Origin of the sequence: Massilia forsythiae (assembly GCF_012849555.1) — a bacterium.
Taxonomy (GTDB): Bacteria; Pseudomonadota; Gammaproteobacteria; order Burkholderiales; family Burkholderiaceae_D; genus Telluria; species Telluria forsythiae.
Genome location: NZ_CP051685.1, coordinates 383,219 through 405,718, shown reverse-complemented (window position 1 = coordinate 405,718; position 22,500 = coordinate 383,219). Strand labels below are relative to the sequence as shown.

General features: G+C 63.8%; 21 protein-coding genes. 8 read left to right on the top strand and 13 right to left on the bottom strand.

Annotation, left to right across the window (positions count from 1 at the left end):
- Positions 1 to 215: 215 nt before the first annotated feature.
- Positions 216 to 2,078 (top strand): dihydroxy-acid dehydratase, encoded by a 1,863-nt coding sequence (ilvD, locus tag HH212_RS01835; RefSeq protein WP_169433827.1) that lies wholly within the window; start codon positions 216 to 218, stop codon positions 2,076 to 2,078.
- A 122-nt stretch (positions 2,079 to 2,200) separates the two neighbouring features.
- Positions 2,201 to 2,473, top strand: coding sequence for a hypothetical protein (locus HH212_RS01830; RefSeq protein ID WP_169433826.1), 273 nt, complete (start codon positions 2,201 to 2,203; stop codon positions 2,471 to 2,473).
- Here the strand turns inward: HH212_RS01830 and HH212_RS01825 are convergent.
- The 4 genes from HH212_RS01825 to HH212_RS01810 all read right to left on the bottom strand — a co-directional run bounded on the left by HH212_RS01825 (position 2,449) and on the right by HH212_RS01810 (position 5,395).
- Positions 2,449 to 3,213 carry an SDR family NAD(P)-dependent oxidoreductase gene (locus HH212_RS01825; protein WP_169433825.1) on the bottom strand — a complete coding sequence of 255 codons (765 nt, stop codon included), beginning with the start codon at positions 3,211 to 3,213 and terminating at the stop codon, positions 2,449 to 2,451. The genes HH212_RS01830 and HH212_RS01825 overlap by 25 nt on opposite strands.
- A gap of 68 nt (positions 3,214 to 3,281) precedes the next feature.
- A complete protein-coding gene (locus HH212_RS01820) occupies positions 3,282 to 3,803 on the bottom strand; it encodes a TPM domain-containing protein (protein ID WP_169433824.1) in 522 nt (173 codons plus the stop codon).
- Positions 3,803 to 4,720, bottom strand: a complete 918-nt coding sequence (locus HH212_RS01815; RefSeq protein WP_170205203.1) for a TPM domain-containing protein — start codon at positions 4,718 to 4,720, stop codon at positions 3,803 to 3,805. The genes HH212_RS01820 and HH212_RS01815 overlap by 1 nt, the downstream gene beginning before the upstream one ends.
- Before the next feature lie 63 nt (positions 4,721 to 4,783).
- On the bottom strand, positions 4,784 to 5,395 hold the full coding sequence (locus HH212_RS01810; RefSeq protein WP_169433823.1) for a LemA family protein: 612 nt from the start codon (positions 5,393 to 5,395) through the stop codon (positions 4,784 to 4,786).
- Between the two features lie 155 nt (positions 5,396 to 5,550).
- On the opposite strand from HH212_RS01810, the gene pyrF reads away from it, so the two are divergent.
- Positions 5,551 to 6,372: an orotidine-5'-phosphate decarboxylase gene (pyrF, locus tag HH212_RS01805; protein WP_169433822.1), complete on the top strand. Its 822-nt coding sequence runs from the start codon at positions 5,551 to 5,553 to the stop codon at positions 6,370 to 6,372.
- Positions 6,373 to 6,497: 125 nt separating this feature from the next.
- On the opposite strand, the gene sbcB is transcribed toward pyrF, so the two are convergent.
- Positions 6,498 to 7,946, bottom strand: a complete 1,449-nt coding sequence (sbcB, locus tag HH212_RS01800; RefSeq protein ID WP_169433821.1) for an exodeoxyribonuclease I — start codon at positions 7,944 to 7,946, stop codon at positions 6,498 to 6,500.
- 122 nt (positions 7,947 to 8,068) lie between these two features.
- On the bottom strand, positions 8,069 to 9,028 hold the full coding sequence (locus HH212_RS01795; protein WP_169433820.1) for a GGDEF domain-containing protein: 960 nt from the start codon (positions 9,026 to 9,028) through the stop codon (positions 8,069 to 8,071).
- A 110-nt stretch (positions 9,029 to 9,138) separates the two neighbouring features.
- Between HH212_RS01795 and HH212_RS01790 the strand changes: the two genes are divergently transcribed.
- A complete protein-coding gene (locus HH212_RS01790; protein WP_169433819.1) occupies positions 9,139 to 9,999 on the top strand; it encodes a helical backbone metal receptor in 861 nt (286 codons plus the stop codon).
- Positions 10,000 to 10,178: 179 nt separating this feature from the next.
- On the opposite strand, the gene HH212_RS01785 is transcribed toward HH212_RS01790, so the two are convergent.
- The 3 genes from HH212_RS01785 to HH212_RS01775 form a co-directional block, all read right to left on the bottom strand.
- Positions 10,179 to 10,565 carry an HPF/RaiA family ribosome-associated protein gene (locus HH212_RS01785; RefSeq protein WP_169433818.1) on the bottom strand — a complete coding sequence of 129 codons (387 nt, stop codon included), beginning with the start codon at positions 10,563 to 10,565 and terminating at the stop codon, positions 10,179 to 10,181.
- A 114-nt stretch (positions 10,566 to 10,679) separates the two neighbouring features.
- Positions 10,680 to 11,939 (bottom strand): MFS transporter, encoded by a 1,260-nt coding sequence (locus HH212_RS01780; protein ID WP_169433817.1) that lies wholly within the window; start codon positions 11,937 to 11,939, stop codon positions 10,680 to 10,682.
- A 134-nt stretch (positions 11,940 to 12,073) separates the two neighbouring features.
- Positions 12,074 to 13,102: a CDP-6-deoxy-delta-3,4-glucoseen reductase gene (locus tag HH212_RS01775; RefSeq protein WP_169433816.1), complete on the bottom strand. Its 1,029-nt coding sequence runs from the start codon at positions 13,100 to 13,102 to the stop codon at positions 12,074 to 12,076.
- Between the two features lie 11 nt (positions 13,103 to 13,113).
- On the opposite strand from HH212_RS01775, the gene HH212_RS01770 reads away from it, so the two are divergent.
- A complete protein-coding gene (locus HH212_RS01770) occupies positions 13,114 to 14,049 on the top strand; it encodes an NAD-dependent epimerase/dehydratase family protein (RefSeq protein WP_169433815.1) in 936 nt (311 codons plus the stop codon).
- A gap of 32 nt (positions 14,050 to 14,081) precedes the next feature.
- Here HH212_RS01770 and HH212_RS01765 read toward each other — a convergent pair whose 3' ends face one another.
- The 4 genes from HH212_RS01765 to HH212_RS01750 all read right to left on the bottom strand — a co-directional run bounded on the left by HH212_RS01765 (position 14,082) and on the right by HH212_RS01750 (position 20,641).
- Positions 14,082 to 14,900: a glycine-rich domain-containing protein gene (locus HH212_RS01765; protein ID WP_169433814.1), complete on the bottom strand. Its 819-nt coding sequence runs from the start codon at positions 14,898 to 14,900 to the stop codon at positions 14,082 to 14,084.
- Positions 14,901 to 15,341: 441 nt separating this feature from the next.
- On the bottom strand, positions 15,342 to 16,364 hold the full coding sequence (locus tag HH212_RS01760) for a glycine-rich domain-containing protein (protein WP_211172441.1): 1,023 nt from the start codon (positions 16,362 to 16,364) through the stop codon (positions 15,342 to 15,344).
- 427 nt (positions 16,365 to 16,791) lie between these two features.
- Entirely contained in the window at positions 16,792 to 18,645 is a 1,854-nt protein-coding gene (locus tag HH212_RS01755) for a sensor histidine kinase (protein WP_169433813.1), read from the bottom strand.
- A 235-nt stretch (positions 18,646 to 18,880) separates the two neighbouring features.
- Entirely contained in the window at positions 18,881 to 20,641 is a 1,761-nt protein-coding gene (locus HH212_RS01750; protein WP_169433812.1) for a glutamine--tRNA ligase/YqeY domain fusion protein, read from the bottom strand.
- A gap of 211 nt (positions 20,642 to 20,852) precedes the next feature.
- On the opposite strand from HH212_RS01750, the gene HH212_RS01745 reads away from it, so the two are divergent.
- The 3 genes from HH212_RS01745 to HH212_RS01735 are packed head-to-tail and all read left to right on the top strand — an operon-like array spanning position 20,853 to position 22,491.
- Complete coding sequence (locus tag HH212_RS01745) at positions 20,853 to 21,143, top strand: DnaJ domain-containing protein (protein WP_169433811.1); 291 nt, start codon at positions 20,853 to 20,855, stop codon at positions 21,141 to 21,143.
- Positions 21,144 to 21,178: 35 nt separating this feature from the next.
- On the top strand, positions 21,179 to 21,712 hold the full coding sequence (locus HH212_RS01740; protein WP_169433810.1) for a hypothetical protein: 534 nt from the start codon (positions 21,179 to 21,181) through the stop codon (positions 21,710 to 21,712).
- Positions 21,709 to 22,491 carry a hypothetical protein gene (locus HH212_RS01735; protein WP_169433809.1) on the top strand — a complete coding sequence of 261 codons (783 nt, stop codon included), beginning with the start codon at positions 21,709 to 21,711 and terminating at the stop codon, positions 22,489 to 22,491. The genes HH212_RS01740 and HH212_RS01735 overlap by 4 nt, the downstream gene beginning before the upstream one ends.
- Positions 22,492 to 22,500: the final 9 nt, after the last annotated feature.

Genomic DNA, 22,500 nt, shown 5'->3' with positions numbered 1-22,500 from the left:
GAACTTAGTATAGGATCGGATTATGACTTCGGAATGACCTACCTCAAGAGAGTGCCAAATCGTTTGAGAACATCAACTGCCGGGTTCGATCCAAGGCGTTTTTGATACGTGAAACGAATCACAGTACCTCAAATCATCTATTGGACAAATCACGGTCTGTAGGGCACCCTGATGCTCCCATTATTTTGCCGTCCACGCCGTTCGAGGAGATTTTCATGCCGACTTACCGTTCCCGTACCACCACCCAGGGCCGCAACATGGCGGGCGCGCGCGCGCTGTGGCGCGCCACCGGCATGAAGGATGGCGATTTCGACAAGCCGATCGTCGCCGTGGTGAATTCGTTCACCCAGTTCGTGCCGGGCCACGTGCACCTGAAGGACCTGGGCCAGCTGGTGGCGCGCGAGATCGAGGCGGCCGGCGGCGTGGCCAAGGAATTCAATACCATCGCCGTCGACGACGGTATCGCCATGGGCCACGGCGGCATGCTGTACTCGCTGCCGTCGCGCGACCTGATCGCCGACTCGGTCGAGTACATGGTCAATGCCCACTGCGCCGATGCGATGGTGTGCATCTCCAACTGCGACAAGATCACGCCCGGCATGCTGATGGCGGCGATGCGCCTGAACATTCCGGTGGTGTTCGTCTCCGGCGGCCCGATGGAAGCCGGCAAGGTGGTCAAGGTCGTCAACAACGACCGCAAGGTCATCAAGCTCGACCTGATCGACGCCATGATCAAGGCCGGCGACGCCAGCGTGTCCGACGCCGACGTGGCCGAGGTCGAGCGCTCCGCCTGTCCCACCTGCGGTTCCTGTTCCGGCATGTTCACCGCCAACTCGATGAATTGCCTGACCGAGGCGCTCGGCCTGTCGCTGCCCGGCAACGGCACCATCGTCGCCACCCACGCCGACCGCAAGGAACTGTTCCTGCGCGCCGGCCGCCTGATCGTCGACCTGGCCAAGCGCCACTACGAGCAGGACGATTACTCGGTACTGCCGCGCTCGATCGCCACCAAGGCCGCGTTCGAGAACGCGATGGCGCTGGATGTGTCGATGGGCGGCTCCACCAACACCGTGCTGCACCTGCTGGCCGCGGCGCACGAGGCGCAGGTGGCGTTCACGATGGCCGACATCGACCGCATCTCGCGCCAGGTGCCGTGCCTGTGCAAGGTGGCGCCGATGACCGATAAATTCCACATCGAGGACGTGCACCGCGCCGGCGGCATCGTCGCGATCCTGGGCGAGCTGGCGCGCGCCGGCCTGCTGGACACCTCGCTGCCCAACGTGCACAGTCCGAGCCTGGCGGCGGCGATCGAGAAGTATGACATCCGCAAGAGCGACGATCCTGCCGTGCACCAGTTGTTCCGCGCCGCGCCGGGCGGCGTGCCGACGCAGGTGGCGTTCTCGCAATCCGAGCGCTACGAGCAGAACGACCTGGACCGCGCCGCCGGCTGTATCCGCGACCGCGAACACGCGTACTCGCAGGATGGTGGCCTGGCTGTCTTGTACGGCAACATCGCGGAAAAGGGCTGCATCGTCAAGACTGCCGGCGTCGACGAGAGCATCCTGAAATTCTCCGGCAAGGCGCGCGTGTTCGAGAGCCAGGATGCGGCGGTGGAAGCGATCCTGGGCGACACGGTGCACGCCGGCGACGTCGTCATCATCCGCTACGAAGGACCGAAGGGCGGCCCCGGCATGCAGGAAATGCTGTACCCGACCTCGTACATCAAGTCGAAGGGCCTGGGCAAGGCCTGCGCGCTGTTCACCGACGGCCGCTTTTCCGGCGGCTCCTCGGGCCTGGTGATCGGCCATGCCTCGCCGGAAGCGGCCGAAGGCGGCGCCATCGGGCTGGTGGAAGAGGGCGACGTCATCGACATCGACATCCCGGCGCGCACCATCGACCTGCGCGTGGATGCCGCCGAACTGGCGCAGCGGCGCGCGGCGATGGAGGACCGCGGCGTGCATGCCTGGCAGCCGGTTAACCGGGAACGGGTGGTGTCGCAGGCGTTGCAGGCGTATGCGGCGCTGACCACGTCGGCGGACCGGGGGGCGGTGCGGGATCTGTCGCAGTTGAAGCGCTGATACCATTCCATCAGCGTAACACCAGCGTCGTCCCCGCGCAGGCGGGGACCCATACTGCGCATCGGAATTCGATCTTTCAGAAAGCTCGCGGCTTGTCGAGGATTCGATGCTGGAGACGATGCATGGGTCTCCGCCTGCGCGGGGACGACGGCTATTCTGCTCGCGACACGAATTTTGTACCGATGCTGTTTAGCCCTGCAGACCAAGCAAAGACCAAAAAAAAGCCCGCTGTGAGCGGGCTTCAAACTATTTTCTTGGAGGAGAATAGTGGAGACGGATTCATTATGTTGCAGCGCAAGGTAAGCGTCCAATTTCGTTTTCAGATACCAGACATTCGCTCGCATGATAATGAACTCGACACTGCCTCCAATCAGTCCCTGACCGGCACCGTGTAATTGAGTGCCATCCGTCCGCCATCGGCGTACAGGGTCTGTCCCGTCATGTAGGCGGCGTCATCGCTGGCCAGGAAGGCGGCGATGGAGGCGATTTCTTCCGGTTCGCCGCAGCGGCCCAGCGGGGTGCGCGACAGGATCGTGTGGCGCGCCTCCGGGCTGCCCAGCACGGCCTTTTTCGCCAGCTCGGTGAGGATGGTGCCGGGGCCGATCGCATTCACGCGGATACCGTGCTGCGCCAGGCTGATCGCCGCCACCCGCGTCAGCTGGTTGACGCCGCCTTTCGAGATCACGTACGGCACCTGGTTCGGGATCGTCAGCTCGGCGTTCACGCTGGACATGTTGATGATGCACCCGCTGCTGCGCTTGACCATCTCGCGCGCCACTGCCTGGCTGCACAGGAACATCGATTTCAGGTTGATGCGCAGCACGCGGTCGAAGTCTTCCTCGGCCAGGTCGAGGAACTCGGCGGCGTGGGTCACGCCGGCATTGTTGACCAGGATGTCGACGTGGCCGAAGGCGGCCATGGTGGCGGCCAGCATGGCGTCGACGTCGGCCTTCTGGCTGACGTCGGCGCAGAAGAAGCGGGCATTGTCGCCCAGCGCCGCGGCGGCGTCCGCGCCCTCGGGACGGACGTCGACCAGCATCACGCGCGCGCCGTCGCGCACCAGGCGTGCGGCGCAGGCATGGCCGATGCCCTGGCTGGCGCCGGTGACGATGGCGACTTGGTTGGCGAGTTTCATGGCGGGATCCTGGTAGCGGTGGTTATCGAAGCCGCCATTCTACCGGGACGCCGTCCCGCAGTATGCGCCTACAGCATCAGCGGACCGTCGGGCAGTTCGTTGGCGCGCCTGCCGTCGGCCGGGAAATGCGCGCGCAGCAGCGCGTTGACCTGTTCCAGTGCCGCCAGCGTGGCGCCTTCGAAGTCGCCGCGCGCGAACCCGGCGGTCATGGTGGCGCAGATCGCCTGCCAGGTGGCGCCGTCGATGCGGCGGTCGATGCCGCGGTCGGCCACGATGTCGACCTTGCGGTCGGCCAGGTTGACGTAGATGAGGACGCCGCAATTGTCTTCGGTATCCCAGATGCCGTAGTCGGCGAACAGGGCCAGCGCGCGCTGGCGGTTGCTGACGCCGGCCCAGGCCAGCGCCACCGGCAGCGCCTTTTCCACCACCAGCCGGACTTCGCCGCGGTGAGTCAGTTCGCCGGCGCCGATGGCCTGGGCCAGGGCGGCCTGGGCCGCGGCCGGAAATGCGCGTTCGGCATCGGCGCGCGTGCTGAACCAGTGGCGCAGGGTGCGCCGCAGGCGATGAGGATGTTGATCGGACTGCCGCATCACCAGTCTCCCGAGGCGCCGCCGCCGTCGAAGCTGCCGCCGCCGCCGGAAAAGCCGCCCCCGTCGGAGAAGCCGCCGCTGGAAAAGCCGCCGGAAAAACCGCCGTCGCGTTGCCGCTCGTTTTCCAGGTTGCTCAGCACGTTGCCCAGCACGAAACCGGTGGTGGCGCTGTTCCAGCCGCTCCCCGGGTTGCCGCCGATGGCGCCGCCCATGCCGGGCCGCGCCAGGCGGCTGCCGCCGCGGCGCAGCAACGAGCGTACGAACACCACGCCGATCAGCAGGAAGAACACGATCCCGAGGATGCCGGGACCGCCGTCGTCTGCGCGCGCCGGCTGGCGCTGCGCTTGCTGCTGCGGCGCCGGGAATTTTTCCTGGTTCAGCAGCGTCGAGATGGCGCCCACGCCCGCCACCAGGCCGCCGTACCAATCCTGCTGGCGGAAGTGCGGGGCGATGGTGTCCTGCAGGATGCGCTTCGACTGGGCATCGGTGAGCACCCCTTGCACGCCGCGTCCGGCCTCGATGCGCAGGCGCCGCAGCGAGGAGGGATTGTCGCGCGCCACCAGCAGCAGCACGCCGTCGTCGATGCCCTTGCGTCCGAGCTTCCAGGCATCGGTCACGCGGATGCCGTACTGCTCGATGGCTTCCGGTTCGGTGGACGCCACCAGCAGCACCGCGATCTGGCTGCCGGTCTGGCGTTCGTAGTCGGCCAGCACGCCTTCCAGGCTCTGGCGCTGCTGCACGGTCAGCATGCCGATCTCGTCGGTGACGCGCGCCTGCAGGGCCGGCACCGGACGCAGCCCCTGCGCCTGGACGCGGCCCGCCGGCAGCAGCGACACCAGCAGGCAAAGCAGCAGCAGCGCCGGCGCCGCCAGCAGCCCGCGCCACGGCAGGCGCAGCGCGGACAGCAACTGCGGCATTCCCGGCAGCGCCGGCCGAGTCGGGAGCGGCGCCTGCAGCCGCAACGGCACGCCGGTCATGGCTTACTTGCCGAAGTTGACGGTCGGCGCCGTCGAGATCGCGCGCTCGTTCTCGACCGTGAACGAGGGCTTGGCCTGGTAGCCGAACATCATCGCCGTCAGGTTGGTCGGGAAGCTGCGCACGGTGACGTTATAGTCCTGCACCGAGGCGATGTAGCGCTGGCGCGCCACGGTGATGCGGTTCTCGGTGCCTTCCAGCTGCGACTGCAGGTCGCGGAAACTGGTGTCGGCCTTGAGTTGCGGATAGTTCTCGGACACCGCCATCAGGCGCGACAGCGCGCCCGACAGTTCGCCCTGCACTTGCTGGAATTTCTGGAAGGCTTCCGGATTGTTCAGCACTTCCGGCGTGATCTGGAAACTGGTGGCGGCGGCGCGCGCGCGCGTGACGGCTTCCAGCGTATCCTTTTCGTGGGTGGCATAGCCCTTGACCGTGTTGACCAGGTTCGGGATCAGGTCGGCGCGGCGCTGGTACTGGTTCACCACTTCGCCCCAGGCGGCCTTGGTGGCTTCGTCCTTGGACTGGAACTGGTTGTAGCCGCAGCCCGAGAGCAGGGTGCTGGACAGGACCGCGGCCAGCAGCAGGCCGGACCAGCGCGTGATGAGGGATGGCTTCATGGAAAATCCGTAGCAAGTTGTCGAATGGTTAAAAATATACCCGAAACGGCAATCCGGCGGCGTACCGACATGCGGGTCACCGGCGCCGGCCGGCGAGCGCCGCCGGAGCGGCGCGCGCTACAATACCGGGTTTGCAACGATTGACGAGGCCCGCCGTGACTTTCATTACCAAGCTGAACGCCGCCTGGCGCAGCAACGATTCCCTGCTGTGCGTGGGGCTCGATCCCGACCTGCCGCGCCTGCCGGAACACCTGCGCCGCCAGCCGGACGGCATCGTGGCGTTCTGCAAGGCGATCATCGACGCCACCGCCGACCTGGCCTGCGCCTTCAAGCCGCAGATCGCCTATTTCGCGGCGCTAGGCGCGGAACGCCAGTTGGAAAAAGTGTGCGCCTGGCTGCGCGCGCGCCACCCGCACATTCCGCTGATCCTGGACGCCAAGCGCGGCGACATCGGCGCCACCGCGCACCAGTACGCGCGCGAAGCCTTCGAGCGCTACGGCGCCGACGCCGTCACCGTCAGCCCGTACATGGGCTTCGATTCGGTCGAGCCCTACATGGAATGGGAAGACCGCGGCGTGATCGTGCTGTGCCGCACCTCGAATGCGGGCGGCTCCGACCTGCAGTTCCTGGACGCCGGCGGCCGTCCGCTGTACCAGCACGTGGCACAACTGGTGGCCGACAAATGGAACCGCAACGGCCAGTGCGCGCTGGTGGTCGGCGCCACCTTCCCGGACGAGCTGGCGCAGGTGCGCAGCATCGTCGGCGACATGCCGCTGCTGGTGCCGGGCATCGGCGCCCAGGGCGGCGACATCGGCGCCACCGTGGCGGCGGGCCGCACGGCGGATGGCGCCGGCATGATGATCAATTCCTCGCGCGCGATCATCTATGCCGAGCCGCAGGACGACGAGGATTTCGCCGCCGCCGCCCGCCGCGTGGCGCGCGCGACGCGCGACGAGATCAACCGTTATCGCGGCTGATACGGCCGCGGCGAGCCATCGCGTGATGGCGCCGGCGTTTGCTTTCACGGACACGGTCGTGCATGCGGCGCGGCGGCATGTACGCCGCCGGTGCAGCCGGCCCGTCTGTCGATCCCGCCCGTCGATCAATACCGTCCCGGCGCGATCGACTCGGCGTAATCGTACAGGGCGCCCAGGATGTCCTCGGCGCGTTCGTCCGCCGTCTCGGACAAGGCATCGATCTCGCCGGACAACTGCTCGATCGTGCGCGCGCCGCCATCCCCATCGAACAGGCGCGCCGCGCGGTGCGCTTCCCACTCCTGCAGTTCCTCCTGGTTCAGCGTATCCGGGAAATTGCGTGCGCGATAACGGAACAGCAGCTCGCCCAGGCGCTGGTCGTCGAACGACGGCCGCAGCGTGCCCAGGCGTTCCGGCGTTTCCTCGCGCAGCGATTCCAGCTTGCGCCGGTCGTTGCTGGAGATAAAGCCGCCATACAGGTCTTCGTCGACGTCGGCCTTGAGCGCCGGCTCGCCGCGCTCGAATACCTGCTTCCACACCGGCGCCATGTCCGGCCCGGCGGCGGCGATGCGCGCATGCGCCAGGCTCTGCTCGATATCCAGCTGCCACTTGGCGGCGGTGGCGGGGGTCAAGGTGCGCAGGTTACCGACCACCATCGGCGATTTGTTCAGGTGCACGCTCTTGACCGGCAGGCGCGTCACGCCTTCCGGCAGGTCGGCGCTGCGCGTGAACATGCGCAGGCGGATCGTCTCGACGTCCAGGCCGAACAGTTCCGACGGATCGTGACGGCAATCCCACACCAGCACTTCGTTCTTGTTGGTCGGGTGCGAGGCGATCGGCCAGACGATGGCCAGGCAGCCGCGCTCGGCCGGGAACATGCCGGACACGTGCAGGAAGGGCAGGCGCGCCGCCCGGTCCAGGTGCAGGCCCATCTCGGCGGCGACCTTGTCCTTGCGGCGCAGTTCCAGGCAAAAGTCGAACAGCTTCGGCTGCTGCTTGCGGATCAGGCGCGCCAGCGCGATGGTGGCGCGCACGTCGGACAGCGCGTCGTGGGCGGCGTCGTGCTGCAGGCCGTTGGCGCGGGCCAGGTCTTCCAGGCGGAAGCTGGGCTTGCCATCCTCGCGCAGCGGCCATTCGATGCCTTCCGGGCGCAGCGCATAGGTCATGCGCACCACGTCGAGCAAGTCCCAGCGCCCGCAATGGTTTTGCCACTCGCGCGCGTACGGATCGATCAGGTTGCGCCAGAACAGGAAGCGCGTCACTTCGTCGTCGAAGCGGATCGTGTTGTAGCCGACGCCGATCGTGCCCGGCTCGCTGAAGGCGGCGCACACCGCGGCGGCGAATGCGTGTTCCGGCACGCCGTGTTCCAGGCAATGCTGCGGCGTGATGCCGGTGATCAGGCAGGACTGCGGATCGGGCAGGTAGTCGGGCGCCGGCTGGCAGTACAGCATGACCGGCTCGCCGATCTCGTTGAGCTCGGCATCGGTGCGGAGCGCGGCGAACTGTGCGGGACGATCGCGCCGCGGTTCGGCGCCGAAGGTTTCGTAGTCGTGCCAGAGGAAGGTATGGGTGTTCATGGGGCCCGGATGGATGGTGAGGCGCCATTCTACCCGCTGGCATCGACCGGCCCTAGCCGCCGCTCAATCGATTCCGGGGAACCAATTCGGACGACGGCCTGGAGCGCCGTCGTACCCCTGCCTCAGGTGCAGATGCGGTCGCGTCCTGCCGCCTTGGCGCGGTACAGCGCGGCGTCGGCCGCCGCGATCAGGGCATTCTCGTCCTGGCCCGGCGCCAGGCTGGCCAGCCCGAACGAACCCGTGACGTGCGGCAGCGGAAAGCGCATGTCGGGAAACACCACGGCTTCGCGCATGTTCTGGCACAGGCGCTCGGCCACGATCAGCGCGGCCGGCAGGGCGGTGTTCGGCAGGATCGCCATCATTTCCTCGCCGCCGTAGCGCACCGCGAAATCGGACGGGCGCAGGGCGGCGCGCACCACCTCGGCGGCGGTGCCCAGCGCATGGTCGCCGGTGATGTGGCCATGGCTGTCGTTGAAGCGCTTGAAGTGGTCGAGGTCGATCATCACCAGCGACAGCGGCGTGCCGTCGTGGCGCGCGCGCGCCACCAGCTTGGGCAGCATGTCGGCCAGCCAGGCGCGGTTGTACAGGCCGGTCAAGCCGTCGTTGAGCGACAGCTGGCGGTAGAACTCGCCCAGCTTCTGGCGCCGGCGCAGCAGCGCATTGGCGGCGCGGATGCGGAACGACAGCAGGCGCAGCAGGTTGCGCGCGACGGCGTTGTTCTGCTCCACCAGGTTCCACAGCGCGTCCGGGTCGATCACCAGCAGCTCGGTGTCTTCCAGCGCCGTCATGGTCGTCAGGTTGGCGGCCTCGTCCAGCACCGATTGCTCGCCCACGCTTTCGCCGGGCGCGATGCGGTCGATGGTGGCTTCGCCCATCGCGGTTTCGGCGGCCACGCCGAGCGCGCCGGCCAGCACGATGTACAGGCGCGCACGCACGCTGTCCTGCAGCTGGTCGCCCTGCGGCAAGCGCACCACCGGACAGGAAGCGAGCCCGTCCGCGACGGCCGGGGTGTCGGCGTCGCGGAACAATTGCAGGTCGCTGATGGTGTAGCGCGAGGCGCCGAAAGTGCCGAGTCGTTCCATCGAGGCTTTGTTAATTCCAATCGGAAATTAGTCATGACGATGACGCATGATACCCCATCGCATTCATCCGGGGTCTGGCGCACGATAGGCAGGAATGGTTCAATGGCGGCATGCACGATCCATCCCATTCCCTGCCGGCCTCGGGCGACGACCCGGCCGACGCGCTGGGCCGCCGCCACCGGCCCTTTCCCGGCGCGCGCATCGTCTCGCTGGTGCCGTCGATCACCGAACTGCTGTGCACGCTCGGCCTGGCCGGGCAGCTGGTCGGGCGCACCGGCTTCTGCATCCACCCGCGCGACATCCTCGCATCGATCCCGAAGGTAGGCGGCACCAAGGACGTCAACGTCGACAAGGTGCGCGCGCTGGCGCCGACCCACGTGGTGGTCAACATCGACGAAAACGACAAGCCGCTGGTCGAACGCCTGGCGGAATTCGTGCCGCACATCGTGGTCACGCATCCGAACACGCCGCGCGACAACCTGGCGCTGGCGCGCCTGATGGGGGCGGTGTTCTGCGTGGAGGAAGCCGCCGCGCGCTGGTGCGCCGCCTTCGAGCGGGAATACGCCGCGCTGCGCGCCTTGCGGCCTGGACCGCCGCGCACGGTGCTGTACTGCATCTGGCAGGATCCGTGGATGACGGTCTCGCAGGACACGTATATCGCCAGCATGCTGGCCGAGCTGGGATGGCGCGTGCCTGCGCTGCCGGACACGGCGCGCTATCCGCGCTTTAACTGGTCGGACGACTTGGTGGATGGATTGGATGCGGTGCTGCTGTCGACCGAGCCGCACCGCTTTACCGAACGGCATGCGGATGCGTTGGAAAGGCAGATCGGGATACCGGTGCTGCTGGTGGATGGGGAGATGATGTCGTGGTACGGCAGCCGCGCGCTGGAGGGATTGCGTTATCTGCGGCGCTTGCGCGGGATGCTGGAGGGGGAGGCGGATGCCGACGAGGATGGGCCGACGGCCTGATTTACCGTCGTCCCCGCGCAGGCGGGGACCCATAGTGAGCATCCAGAAAAGTCAGCTTGAAAGCAGCATGGTACTTCCTGGCTAACAAAGCCTGACATTCAGCATGGGTCCCCGCCTGCGCGGGGACGACGGCGCTATGTTGTCCCGGACCCGATAGAGTTAGTCCGTGACAACCCCAATCACGAATTGCTGGTCAGGTTCTTGTCGGCTTCCGGCTCCACGTCCGCGCTCATCGGCGCCGGTTCACGCAGCTTCTTGTCGTTCAGGCGGCCGAGGGCGCTGTCCAGCGCGCGCTTGAGCTTGTCGGCGGCGTTCGAGATCGACAGGTGCAGGTTGTCGGCGTGGGCATGCACCACCACCGGCGCGTAGCCGGAGACGCGCGCTTCCATCATGCAGTAGTTGCTGCCGTCGGCGTGTTTCTGGCTGTTTTCGTTGCTCAGGTGGACATCGACGCGGCGGATATGTTCGCCGAAACGGGAGATGCTCGATTCGACCGCGCTGCGGACGCGCTCGTCCAGGCCCTGGTGACGGTCGATGGTGTTATCGGTGTTGACGTTGATTTCCATAAGAGTGCTCCAAATGTGAACATTGTGGAAACAATCTTACACCTTTCGCCAAATAAGCCGCGTTCCGCTGGGAATGCTCGCGTCACGCGGCCTGCATCGGCGGCGCCGAGCGCCTCAGCCGGCCTTGCGCGCGGCCTCTTCGGCTTCGTGGTGCGGGAAGCGGTCCATGCGCGACAGCACCGGGAACAGCTTCATCCAGGTGCCGGTGACCACCAGCGTGGCGGCCCCGCCGAAGATGATGGCGCGCACCAGGCCGAACCAGCTGGCGGTCAGGCCCGATTCGAATTCGCCCAGTTCGTTGGAAGCGCCGATGAACACCGAATTGACGGCGCTGACGCGGCCGCGGATTTCGTCCGGCGTCTCGTACTGCACCAGCAGGTGGCGGATGTAGACGCTGACCATGTCGCCGGCGCCCATCAGGAACAGGGCGACCAGCGCCACCGGGAACAGGTGGGTCATGCCCATCACCACCGTGCCCAGCCCGAACAGGCCGACGCCGCCGAACATCCACAGGCCGACGCGCCTAGTGATCGGGAAGAAGGCCAGCGCGATCGAGCACAGCGCGGCGCCGGCGCCGGGCGCGGTGCGCAGCAGGCCCAGGCTGGTCGGTCCGGCGCCCAGCACGTCGTGCGCGTAGGCCGGCAGCAGGGCGGTGGCGCCGCCGAACAGCACCGCGAACAGGTCGAGCGAGATGGCGCCCAGCACGATCGGCCGGCTCCATACGAAGCGCAAGCCTTCCAGCAGCGTGTGCCAGCTGACCGGACCCTTGTTGAACGCCTGCGGCGCGCTCCTGGTGAGCGCCATCAGCAGCACCGACAGCGCCAGCAGGATGCTCGATACCATGTACACGAAGTTGGGGCCGAACGCGTACAGCAGGCCGCCCAGCACCGGGCCCGCGATCACGGCCACGTGGAAGGTCGACGAGCTGAGCGCCACCGCCTGCGAAAAGTCCTTGTTCGGCACCAGGTTGCGCAGCACCGCCTGCGAGGCCGGCATCATGAAGGCGCGCGCACTGCCGTACAGCACCAGGATCGCGAACACCGGCCACACCACCGTGCTGCCGGACAGCGTAAATGCCACCAGCAGCAGGCTGCACAGCAATTGCGTGGCCATGCACAGCAGGATGATGGTGCGGCGGTTGTGGGTGTCGGCCACGTGGCCGGCCCACAGGATCAGCAGCAGGAAGGGCGCGAACTGCGCCAGGCCGATCAGGCCGAGGTCGAACAGGCTGTGCGTGATCTGGTACACCTGCCAGCCCACCGCGACGCTCTGCATCTGGACCGCGAGGGTGCCCAGGAAGCGGGCGGAAAGGTAAAACGACAGGTTGCGGTTGCGCAGGACGCTCAAGCCGCCGGAAGGGGAGGTCGATGACATAGGGGAGGGCTAGGGGTTCCGGAAGGAATGCAACCCACATTGTGCCCGATGTCGGCGGATGGCGCAGTCATTACACCCGCAGGCGCGGGTGTAATGACATTGGCATCGCCCGGTGCGCCGCGTCGGGACAGCGCTCAGGACTGGGCCAGGTCGGCCTCGGTCGTGAACGCGTCGGCGTAGAACTCTTCCGCCGGCAGGCCGCAGCGCTGCACGTAGTCGCGCCGCGCCGAGTCGACCATGATGGGCGCGCCGCAGGCATACACCTGGTGGCCGGTGAGGTCGGGCAGGTCTTCGATCACGGCGGCGTGCACGTAGCCGCTGCGGCCGCGCCAGTCGTCGGCCGAGGTCGCGTCCGACACCACCGGCACATAGCGGAAATGCGGCAGCTCGCGTGCCCACTGCTCGCACAGTTCGTGCATGTACAGGTCCTGCGGCCGGCGTCCGCCCCAGTACAGCGACACCGGGCGCTCCGACTTCAGGTGGATCAGGTGTTCCACCAGCGCCTTGACCGGGGCGAAGCCGGTGCCCGAGGCCAGCAGCACGATCGGCTTGGTCGATTCCTCGCGCAGGAAGAAGGTGCCGAGCGGACCCTCGAAGCGCAGGATGTCGCGCTCCTTCATGGTGCCGAACACGTGGTCGGTGAACACGCCGCCCGGCAGGTGGCGGATGTGCAGTTCGAGCGGGCCGCTGAACGAAGGCGCGTTGGCGATGCTGTAGGCGCGCCGCTTGCCGTCCTTGAGCAGGAATTCGATGTACTGGCCGGCGCGGTAGGCCAGCGCCTCGTTGGCCGGCAGTTGCAGCGACACCAGCGCGACGTCCGGCGCCGCGCGCACGATGGCGGCGACCCGGGTCGGCATCTTGCGCACCGGGTACTCGGTGCTGCCGCCGACCTCGCGCGCCTCGATCACCAGGTCGCCCTCGGCCACCGCGCAGCAGAACAGCGCATAGCCCTGCAGCTTTTCCTGATCGGACAGGGCGCGCTGCTGGTGCGGCTTGTGCTGCACCGCGCCCTCGACGACCTTGCCCTTGCAGGAACCGCAGGCGCCGTTCTTGCAGCCGTACGGCAGGCCGATGCCGGAGCGGATCGCGGCCGCGAGCACGGTTTCGTCCTGCTCGCAGTCATAATGGTGGCCACTGGGCTGGACAGTGATCTGGAACGTCATGGAATCCTCGAATGAATACAAATAAGAATGTCAGGTTTTACAAGCCGCGCCTGCTGGTCGTGGGCTGCGGCGATGTCGGCATGCGCCTGCTGCCGTGGGTGACGCGGCGCTTTCGCGTGTTTGCCGTCACCAGCCAGCCGGAGCGCCGCGCCGAGCTGCGCGCCGCCGGCGCCATCCCCATCGTTGCCGACCTCGACCGGCCGCGCACCCTGGCGCGCCTGCGCGGCCTGGCGCAGCACGTGGTGCACCTGGCGCCGCCGCAGCAGCAGGGGGAGCTGGATGTGCGCACGCGAAATTTGACCGCCATTCTACCCGAGGGCGCGCGCGTGGTTTATATAAGTACGACCGGCGTCTACGGCGACCGTGGCGGCGCCTTGACGGACGAGAGCGCGCCGCGCCGGCCGCGCAACGCCAGGGCGCGGCGCCGGGTCGACGCCGAGCAGGTTTTGCGCGCCTGGGCACTGGCCGCGCGCGGCAGCGTGGCGATCCTGCGCGCGCCCGGCATCTACGCCGCCGACCGCCTGCCGCTGGAACGCCTGCGGCGCGCCACGCCGGCGCTGGCGCACGACGAGGACGTGTACACCAATCATATCCACGCCGACGACCTGGCCTACCTGGCGTTCCTGGCGCTGTTCCGCGGCGGCGCCGGGCGCGCCTACAACGCCTGCGACGACACGCGCATGAAGATGGGCGAGTACTTCGATGCCGTGGCCGACGCCTTCGGCATGGCGCGCGCGCCGCGGGTGTCGCGCGCCGAGCTGGAGCGGACGGTGTCGGCCATGCAGTTGTCGTTCATGTCGGAGTCGCGCCGGCTGGTGAACGGGCGTATCAAGCGCGAACTGGGGGCGCGCTTGCGGTATCCGCGGGTGGAGGTGGCGCTGCAGGGGGCGAAAAATCCGTCTCTTGAAGGAGGGATGGAACAGATCAGGCAACAACAGGCGTCATGAAATGCAATATCGATGCATGACGCCTCGATGCCTTAGTTGGATCCGGATTTTGGGATGGTAGCGTTGTTCAAGTCTCTTTTTTCGATATGTGGGCCAGCACAGAACGCCGTTTGCGCATGCGGACCTGCACAAAACGCCATGGCAGTATTGGGGCCGCTGTGTGCATGGGAAGGTGACGTATGGATGTGTGGACCGGCACAGAACGCGGTTTTTACATGTGGTCCGGCACAAAAAGCAGTAGCGGCATCGAGCGTTCTGTCGGTCGTGGCTGGAAGGGCACGTCCGTGCGGCCCGGCGCAGAATGCCAGTTCGGCATGTGGTCCCGCGCAAAACGCGGTATCGGCGTTTACGCGAACCGGTTGATTTGAATTATGCGGTCCTGCACAGAATGCTGTTTCTGCATGGGGGCCGGCACAAAATGCCGCTGCTTGAGTTGCTGCGTCAGTGACTTCCGGCTTGATATACGCTTCGCCGAATGTCATTTCATATAACACACGCATCCGTTCTCCGCTGTCGACACGGAATTGGATATCGTTCCCACTACGCAGGCCGACGTATGGATAGTGATGCAGGAAATAGCCGAATACCTTTTCGCAATCGAGTGCATATTTCATCGTGTCTAGAATATGGTAATGCCAGAAGGTATCAATATCCATCAGCGGTGAAGTGTCTTCGTCAGGGTACATCTTCATCAGGCACAGAAATCGGCGATATTCTTTTTCGACCGAGTCCGTTTTTTTCTGACTCCAGCCTTCGCCTGACTCGGCGTGCATGAGCTTGAACTTGATCCGATCAAGGTCGATTTCCATAACTGCCGCGAATACCGTCTGAAAAAAAATGTTCTCACTCATTTGGTTTCCTCATCGATAGTTAATTCGTGAATTTTCTGCCAACAGTTGTCCTCTCTGGATTAATTTCGATCTATCCGTCTTAGCTTTAAAAAAGCACTAAATTTATGTCATTAAAGCTAAAATTTTGTTAACAGAAGGTTTTCTAAATTTAACTGATCCATTCGCATGCTAGAGCTGGCGATGAAGAGAGTTGTCAAAGATCTGATAGTGTGGTTTAGTGTGCATCGATAACGGTACCTAAGCATTCTGAATATTTGTTTAAGACATTGGCAATAAAAAGCCCGTCTTATGAGGACGGGCTGGGTTAATACAGTAAAACTGTAGCAATGAATCGGAAAATTCTTATGTCGTTGAGTCACAAATTCCCGGTGCTATTGTTTGGAAGATGATGACTTTTATAAATCATTTGTTGTTTCGTGACACGGAATTACGATATTGCAGTCAAGCGATCAGATGTTCCTTATGGGTGGGCCTTTTTCCGATGTGCGGGCCGGCGCAGTAAGCAGTATCTCCGCTGACAGCGCCGTCGCCGCGTGCAGCCAGCTTGCCGATGTGCGGACCGGCGCAGTAGGCAGTATCTCCGCTGACGGCGCCGTCGCCGAGTGCGACCACTTTGCCGATATGCGGACTGGCACAGTAGGCGGTGCCGCCGCTGACGGCACCGTCGCCGCGTGCGGCCAGCTTGCCGATATGCGGACCGGCACAGTAGGCGGTGCCGCCGCTGACGGCACCGTCGCCGCGTGCGGCCAGCTTGCCGATGTGAGGACCGGCGCAGTAGGCGGTGTCGCCGCTGACGGCGCTGTCGCCGCTTGCGGCCAGCTTGCCGATGTGAGGACCGGCGCAGTAGGCGGTGTCGCCGCTGACGGCGCTGTCGCCGCTTGCGGCTAGCTTGCCGATGTGTGGACCGGCGCAGTAGGCGGTGTCGCCGCTGACGGCGCTGTCGCCGCTTGCGGCCAGCTTGCCGATGTGTGGACCGGCGCAGTAGGCGGTGTCGCCGCTGACAGCACCGTCGCCATGAGTAGGCATTGCACTGATATGCGGGCCTGCGCAGTATGCGGCGGCACGGTTATCTGCACGCGCACCCGGATAATCTTCGCCGAAGGTCGCTTCGTACAACGTGCGCATGCGCTCGCCGCTGTCGACGCGGAACTGTTCGTCATCATCGCCGCGCATACCGACATACGGGTAGTGATGCAGAAAATAACCGAAGAACTGCTGGCAGTCGGCGGCATACTTCATCGTATCGAGGATGTGGTAGTGCCAGAACGTGTCCACATCGACGAGCGGAGCAGTATCTTCGTCAGGGTACATTTTCATCACACACAGGAAACGGCGATATTCTTTTTCCACCGCTGCCGTCTTTTCCAGGCTCCAGCCTTCTCCGGACTCGACATGCATCAGTTTGCTTTTGATCGGTTCCAGATCGAGTTCCATTGTTGCTTTAAACAGGTTATTCGCGTTCATGGTCATCCTCATTTTGTAGTGAGCTGCTTTATGTACTGCTTCCCTAGTTATTGGTACTGCAAATCCTCGTACGAATGTCCACAATAATGTAGTTACCCTCCATTTCTGCCGCTTTTATCAGAAGTGCTTCGAAAATCCGACTGTAAGTAACCTTGATGGTCTGTAGTCTCGCTCTATTTTCCATAAAACGTTCTCCTTCAGTTATCAAGAAAATTGTATGCGGATTTTCAAGTTCCTTTGAGGAAGCACAGATTTTTGCTGACCTGTGTTACCTGTAGTCAATTTAATGTAGGCAACAATTGGGCAGCTTGCGCTACGTCAATTTTCGAGAAAGTGTTATTCGAGCGCTACACGGGGGCGTGAAAATCGTGGCAGGCGACGCCGTAGGCACGGCGTTGCCGGAAGGGATACAGCAAGGAAGTAAACTTCAGATAACTGCCGAACCGACCGAACGTTCGTTTTGTTCTGGAATAGTAGTTGGAAAAGGGTCTGACACGGGTGCTGATACCATCACGGTGGTCCCACCGGCAGGTTCGCTGAATACTGCACAAGTGCCGCCGAGGATCAATACGCGCTCTTCAATGCCGACCAGTCCGAAAGAACCGTATTTATTGCGTCCTCCAGGGGGCAGGCCGCAGCCGTTATCCCTCACAGTCATCGACAGCCACCCGCTGGTCAGTCTCAAATCGACCACTACTCTGGTTGCGTTCGCATGTCGCACGATATTCGTAAGCGATTCTTGTAATATGCGAAAAAAAGCGGTGGCACAGTGATCAGGCAAGGAAATTTCGCCGTGCTCATCATTTACTTCGCATCGAATACCGGTGCGGCGCTGGAACTGGTTGACTTGCCATTCGACGGCGGCTGACAATCCCAGGTCGAGCACAGTTGGACGCAAATCGTTGATGATCTGGCGAACACTCTTGATTGTGGTGTCGATCTGTATGAGAGTTGCTCGAGCCCTCTTGTGGAGCAGTCTCTGAGTGCCTTTTGTGCGCGAGGACAGCATTTCTGCTTCGATGCGTAGTGCCAGCAAATTCTGACCCAGGTCGTCATGAATTTCCCGAGCAATCCGTTTCCGTTCCAATTCTTTGATTTGATAGGCGTGGTCGGCCAGGCGGCGTAATTTTTGATGAGAGAGCTGCAGTTTGTTTTGACTTTCACGTAACTCGCTGGTCATCTCCTGGGCCAATACCAGTGCGGCTCGGCGCGATGACGTCAGCATGCGCAGCAATGCATACAACAGCATGGACCCTATGAACCCGAACGACATCACCATTTTCGGGTAGTAGTCATCGAAATCGGTGTGCAGAGCATACTTTGGCACGCTGTAGACGATCTTCCATGGACGGCCATTGAAGTCCAAAGGCAGCGTGGTAAAAAACATGTCCGTACCGCGGTCGAGGGGTGGCGTGGGATCGTTTATGCTTCCCCGGCTATCGAACAATGCCAGCGGGTGATCTGTAATCTCTCTTCCATTGATGTCGAAACCATTTCCGACATCATAGAGTGTCATCCGTACGCCTGAAATAGGAATTTCATCGATCACGCCATGCAGCAATTTGGGGAGGCTAACCGCGATTCCGAGGGATCCCATGTAAGCGGCACGGCGTTGTTCGATCGTTCCAGTCGGCGCGCCGAAGCGATAGACCGGCATGCGTATCCCCAGGTGTGCATCGTTTGGTTTGGAAAGAACGGGAATCGGCGTGCCTGTCGCATGTATCGTGCCGTCATCGCGCTCCTGGATCAGGCGCTTGCCGAAAAAGCGATTGGCCATCAGGTCGGTTCCGTAATGACCTGTGCTGAATAAATCCGGCTCAATATATGAAATGATCAGGTAGGCAGTGCGCGGACCGGGAGGAGAAACATCCAATGGCGGCGGTGCTTTCAAGTAGCCGTGCATCTCATTGCGCAACTCGGCCATGAAAGCCGGACGCTGGCGCTCGGTGACGTAAAAGGCGAAATTCACACCCGCGATCGCAGGAAAATTCTTCTCCAGTTGTAGTCCATGCACGTATTCGTGAAAGTAACGATGCGTGGGTTTTTCCAGGCTTTGCAGCATACTGGCGGTCCCGCGTAGCAGGTCGGTATATGACTTGACACGTACGCTGACCACGCTCTGCGCATACTTCACGTGGTTGTTGAAACGTTCCTGAGCATCGCTTTCGATCGATCGCTGGGTAAAAATGTATAGCGAACTACCGATCAGTGAGGACACCACTGCACCAACCCAGAACGAGATGCGGGTAATCGAAAACGCATCACGCAGCACGGACGGCATGGCAACTCCCGGAAACATTATCGCGGCAATGGATGCCGGAAAAGGGGATTAACTCCCTGCAACTTACGCATTTACGGTAAGCAGCGAACCTAGCAGGTTGGAGAGTTGTGTACGATCAAAGATCGGAAGCCGCTGCAGTTGTTGTACAACAGAAATAAGGCATGGCAACGAGCGTAAAAAAGCCCGATGCATCCTCTGCATCGGGCTTCGGTTTCCCGTCCAAGGCAACCGGGTCTCACTTGCCCCAGCTATCCTTCAAGGTCGTCACCCGGTTGAACACCGGCTTGCCCGCCACCGAATCCACACGGTCGGCCACGAAGTAACCGTGGCGCTCGAACTGGAAGCGCTGGTCGGCCGCGGCATCCTGCAAGCCCGGTTCGACGAAGGCGTTCACGGTTTCCAGCGCGTTCGGGTTCAGCGCGCTCATGAAATCCTTGCCGCCGGCATCCGGTTGCGCTTCCAGGAACAGGCGGTCGTACAGGCGCACCTCGGCGGCCAGCGCGTGCGAGGCGCTGACCCAGGTGATGTTGCCCTTGACCTTGTAGTTGTCGGCGCCGGGCGTGCCCGATTTCGAGTCCGGGAAATAGTTCACGTGCACGGCGGTGACGTTGCCGTGCTCGTCCTTGTCGAAGCCGGTGCACTCGGCCACGAAGCCGTATTTCAGGCGCACGCGCGCGCCCGGCTTGTCGGCGCTCGGCGGCGTGAAGCGGAAGTAGCCCTTGGTGGGGGTTTCCATGAAGTCTTCTTGCTCGATCCACAGTTCCCTGGTGAACGGGAAGGAGCGGGTGCCCCATTCCGGATGGTGCGGGTGGACCGGGGCGTTGCACTCGACCGTGTCGCCTTCCGGGAAATTGTCGACGATCAGCTTCAATGGACGCAGCACGGCGATCGCGCGCGGCGCCTTCGGGTCGAGGTCGTCGCGCAGCGCGCCTTCCAGCGTGCTCATGTCGATCCAGCCGTCGGCCTTCGAAACGCCGATGCGCTCGCAGAACAGCTGGATCGCTTCCGGCGTGTAGCCGCGGCGGCGCAGGCCGACGATGGTCGGCATGCGCGGGTCGTCCCAGCCGGCGACGACGCCGTCGTCCACCAGCTGGCGCAGCTTGCGCTTGGAGGTAACGACGTAGGTCAAGTTCAGGCGCGAGAATTCGTACTGGCGCGGCACCGGACGCGTGAAGAAGCCGCCCTCGGCCAGGGTCTCGACCAGCCAGTCGTAGAACGGGCGGTGGTCGGTGAATTCCAGCGTGCACAGCGAGTGGGTGATGTCTTCCAGCGCATCCGAGATCGGGTGCGTGTAGTCGTACATCGGGTAGATGCACCACTCGTCGCCGGTGCGGTGGTGGTGCGCGTGGCGGATGCGATACAGCGCCGGGTCGCGGTTGGTCATGATCGGCGAGGCCATCGCATCCTCGCTCATCTTGGCGCGCAGGATGTGTTCGCCGTCCTTGTACTTGCCGGCCTTCATGTCGCGGAACAATTGCAGCGACTCGTCCGCCGGACGGTCGCGGAACGGCGAGTTGGTGCCCGGCGTGCCGAAGTTGCCGCGGTTTTTCGCCATCTCCTCGGCGCTCTGGCTGTCGACGTAGGCCTTGCCGGTCTTGATCAGGTACTCGGCCATCTCGTACAGCTTGCCGAAGTAGTCGCTGGCGTAGTGCAGGTATTCCTGGCCGCCTTGCTCCCACGAAAAGCCGAGCCACTTGACGCTGTCCATGATCGTGTCGACGTATTCCTGGTCTTCCTTTTCCGGATTGGTGTCGTCGAAACGCAGGTGGCAGCGGCCCTGGTAGTCGCGCGCCAGGCCGAAGTTCAGGCAGATCGACTTGGCGTGGCCGACGTGCAGGTAGCCGTTCGGCTCCGGCGGGAAGCGGGTGATGACCGAAGGCATGCCGGGGCGGCTGTGGGTGCCGGCGGCCAGGTCGGCGTCGACGATCGACCGCACGAAATTCGAAGACGGCGCCGCCGACGGGCTGGGCGCCGCGGAGTTCTTGTCGTTGCTCATGGAAACTAGTTTTAGATGGGTAAGATTCCTGGCATTTTACCGTAGAAGGGACGGCATCGGGCCGCTGTGTGGGGAGGCGCACGGTCGGCCCGATATGGCCGGCGCATAGTCGGGTCGAGGCTGCGCTTCGCCCGCGCATTGTTTGTAATCGGGCGTTGTGTAGGATAATCGCGGTTTGCCATTTTTTCGGCATCAGGCTGGAGACTTCCAAGTGGAAAATTTATACGCGATCCTCGGCGTCGCGCCGAACGCCACCGACGACGACATCAAGAAGGTTTATCGCTCGCTGGCGATGCGCTATCACCCGGACCGGAATCAGGCGCCGGGCGCGGAAGCGCGTTTCAAGGCGGTCACCAAGGCCTACGAGATCCTGTCCGACCGCGCCAAGCGCGAGGAATACAACCAGAGCGTCAATCACCGCATCGTGCTGGATGCGGAAGGGGAGGCGTTCGAATTGTGGCGCTCCCTGTTCGCGCTGAACGGCGTGAACCTGCATGCCTGAACAGCCGGTATATCAACGAATACAAATAGATCACCATGAAAAAAGTACACCCCGAATTCGCCTTTCAATCGCGTGAACTGGAAGGCCAGATCGACGGCACCCTGGGCGATCCGCCCAACCGCAAGAACTACGACATGATGGTGCAGGCCCTGGTATCCGAATACGCGGACGGCCACGGCCTGGACGACGTCAACATGATGGCCTTCGCGCTGGTCGACAAGATCCGCTTCACCGACCCGAAAGGCCTGGCGCGCGAAGCGCTGGACTACGAAGGCAACGGCGATCCGGCGCGCGTGTTCGCCATGGCCAATTGCGACGGCAACGGCGGCGATGAGGAAGGCGAGGGCAAGGCGATGTACGCGTCGATCTGCGAGAACCACCCGGAACTGGCGCGCCAGGCCATCGTCACCGCCTTTTTGTACAAGAACCAGGCGCGCTGGGAAGACGACGACCAGTCGCTCGACCAGCTGGCCAAGGGCGACGAGGGCGACGACGACGACCTGGACGAAGGCGCGGCAGGCGACGACTTCACCCATCTGTTCGACCAGGACGGAGGCGAGCGCGAATGAGCGACGACAACAAAGCCAACCTGCCGGCGCTGACGAAGCAGGTCAGCGAACTGGTGCTGGCCGGCTCGCTGCAGCATGCCGAGGAAGCGTTTTCGCAGGCCGCCGACGAACACGGCGACTATGCGGTGGCCGAGGTGCTGTCGACCCTGCCGCCGCAGGTCACCGCGCTGCACCTGGCCGGCTTCGACGGCGCCAAGACCTCGCTGGCGACGCTGCTGGTGCCGCCCAAGGCCTGGGCCGAAAGCCTGGCCTACCTGGCCGCGACCTGGCCGGACAACATGATCGAGGACGATCCCGAGCGCATCGCCGAGAACCTGTTCAACCACATCCACGGCGTGGTCTACGCCAACGACGACGAGGAGCGCCGCCACGAGCTGCTGGAGGCGGCGTCGAGCACCGACCATGGCGCCACCGCGTTCGCGATCCTGTGGTCGCTGGCGCCGCGCGAGATCCTGGAAGTGGCCGGCGAGATCAACAACCGCGGCCCGCACATCAACGTGCACACGACGTCGGACAGCGACATCGTGCCGCTGGCGGTCGACCTGGCCAAGGCCAGCGAGGACGGCTGGCAGCGCTCGCTGCTGGAATTGTTCCCGGAATACCGCAACACCGCCGACCTGGCCGATGTCGAGCTGCCGGACGATCCGGACGAGGAACCGGAATTCCAGCAGCGCGGCACGCGCGAACTGCTGTACCGCCTGCGCAAGCAGGTGCCGTCGGTGCGCACCACGCCCAAGCGCAGCACGCGCCGCAGCCTGGGTTCGGACATCTTCTCGTGAGCGGGGGCC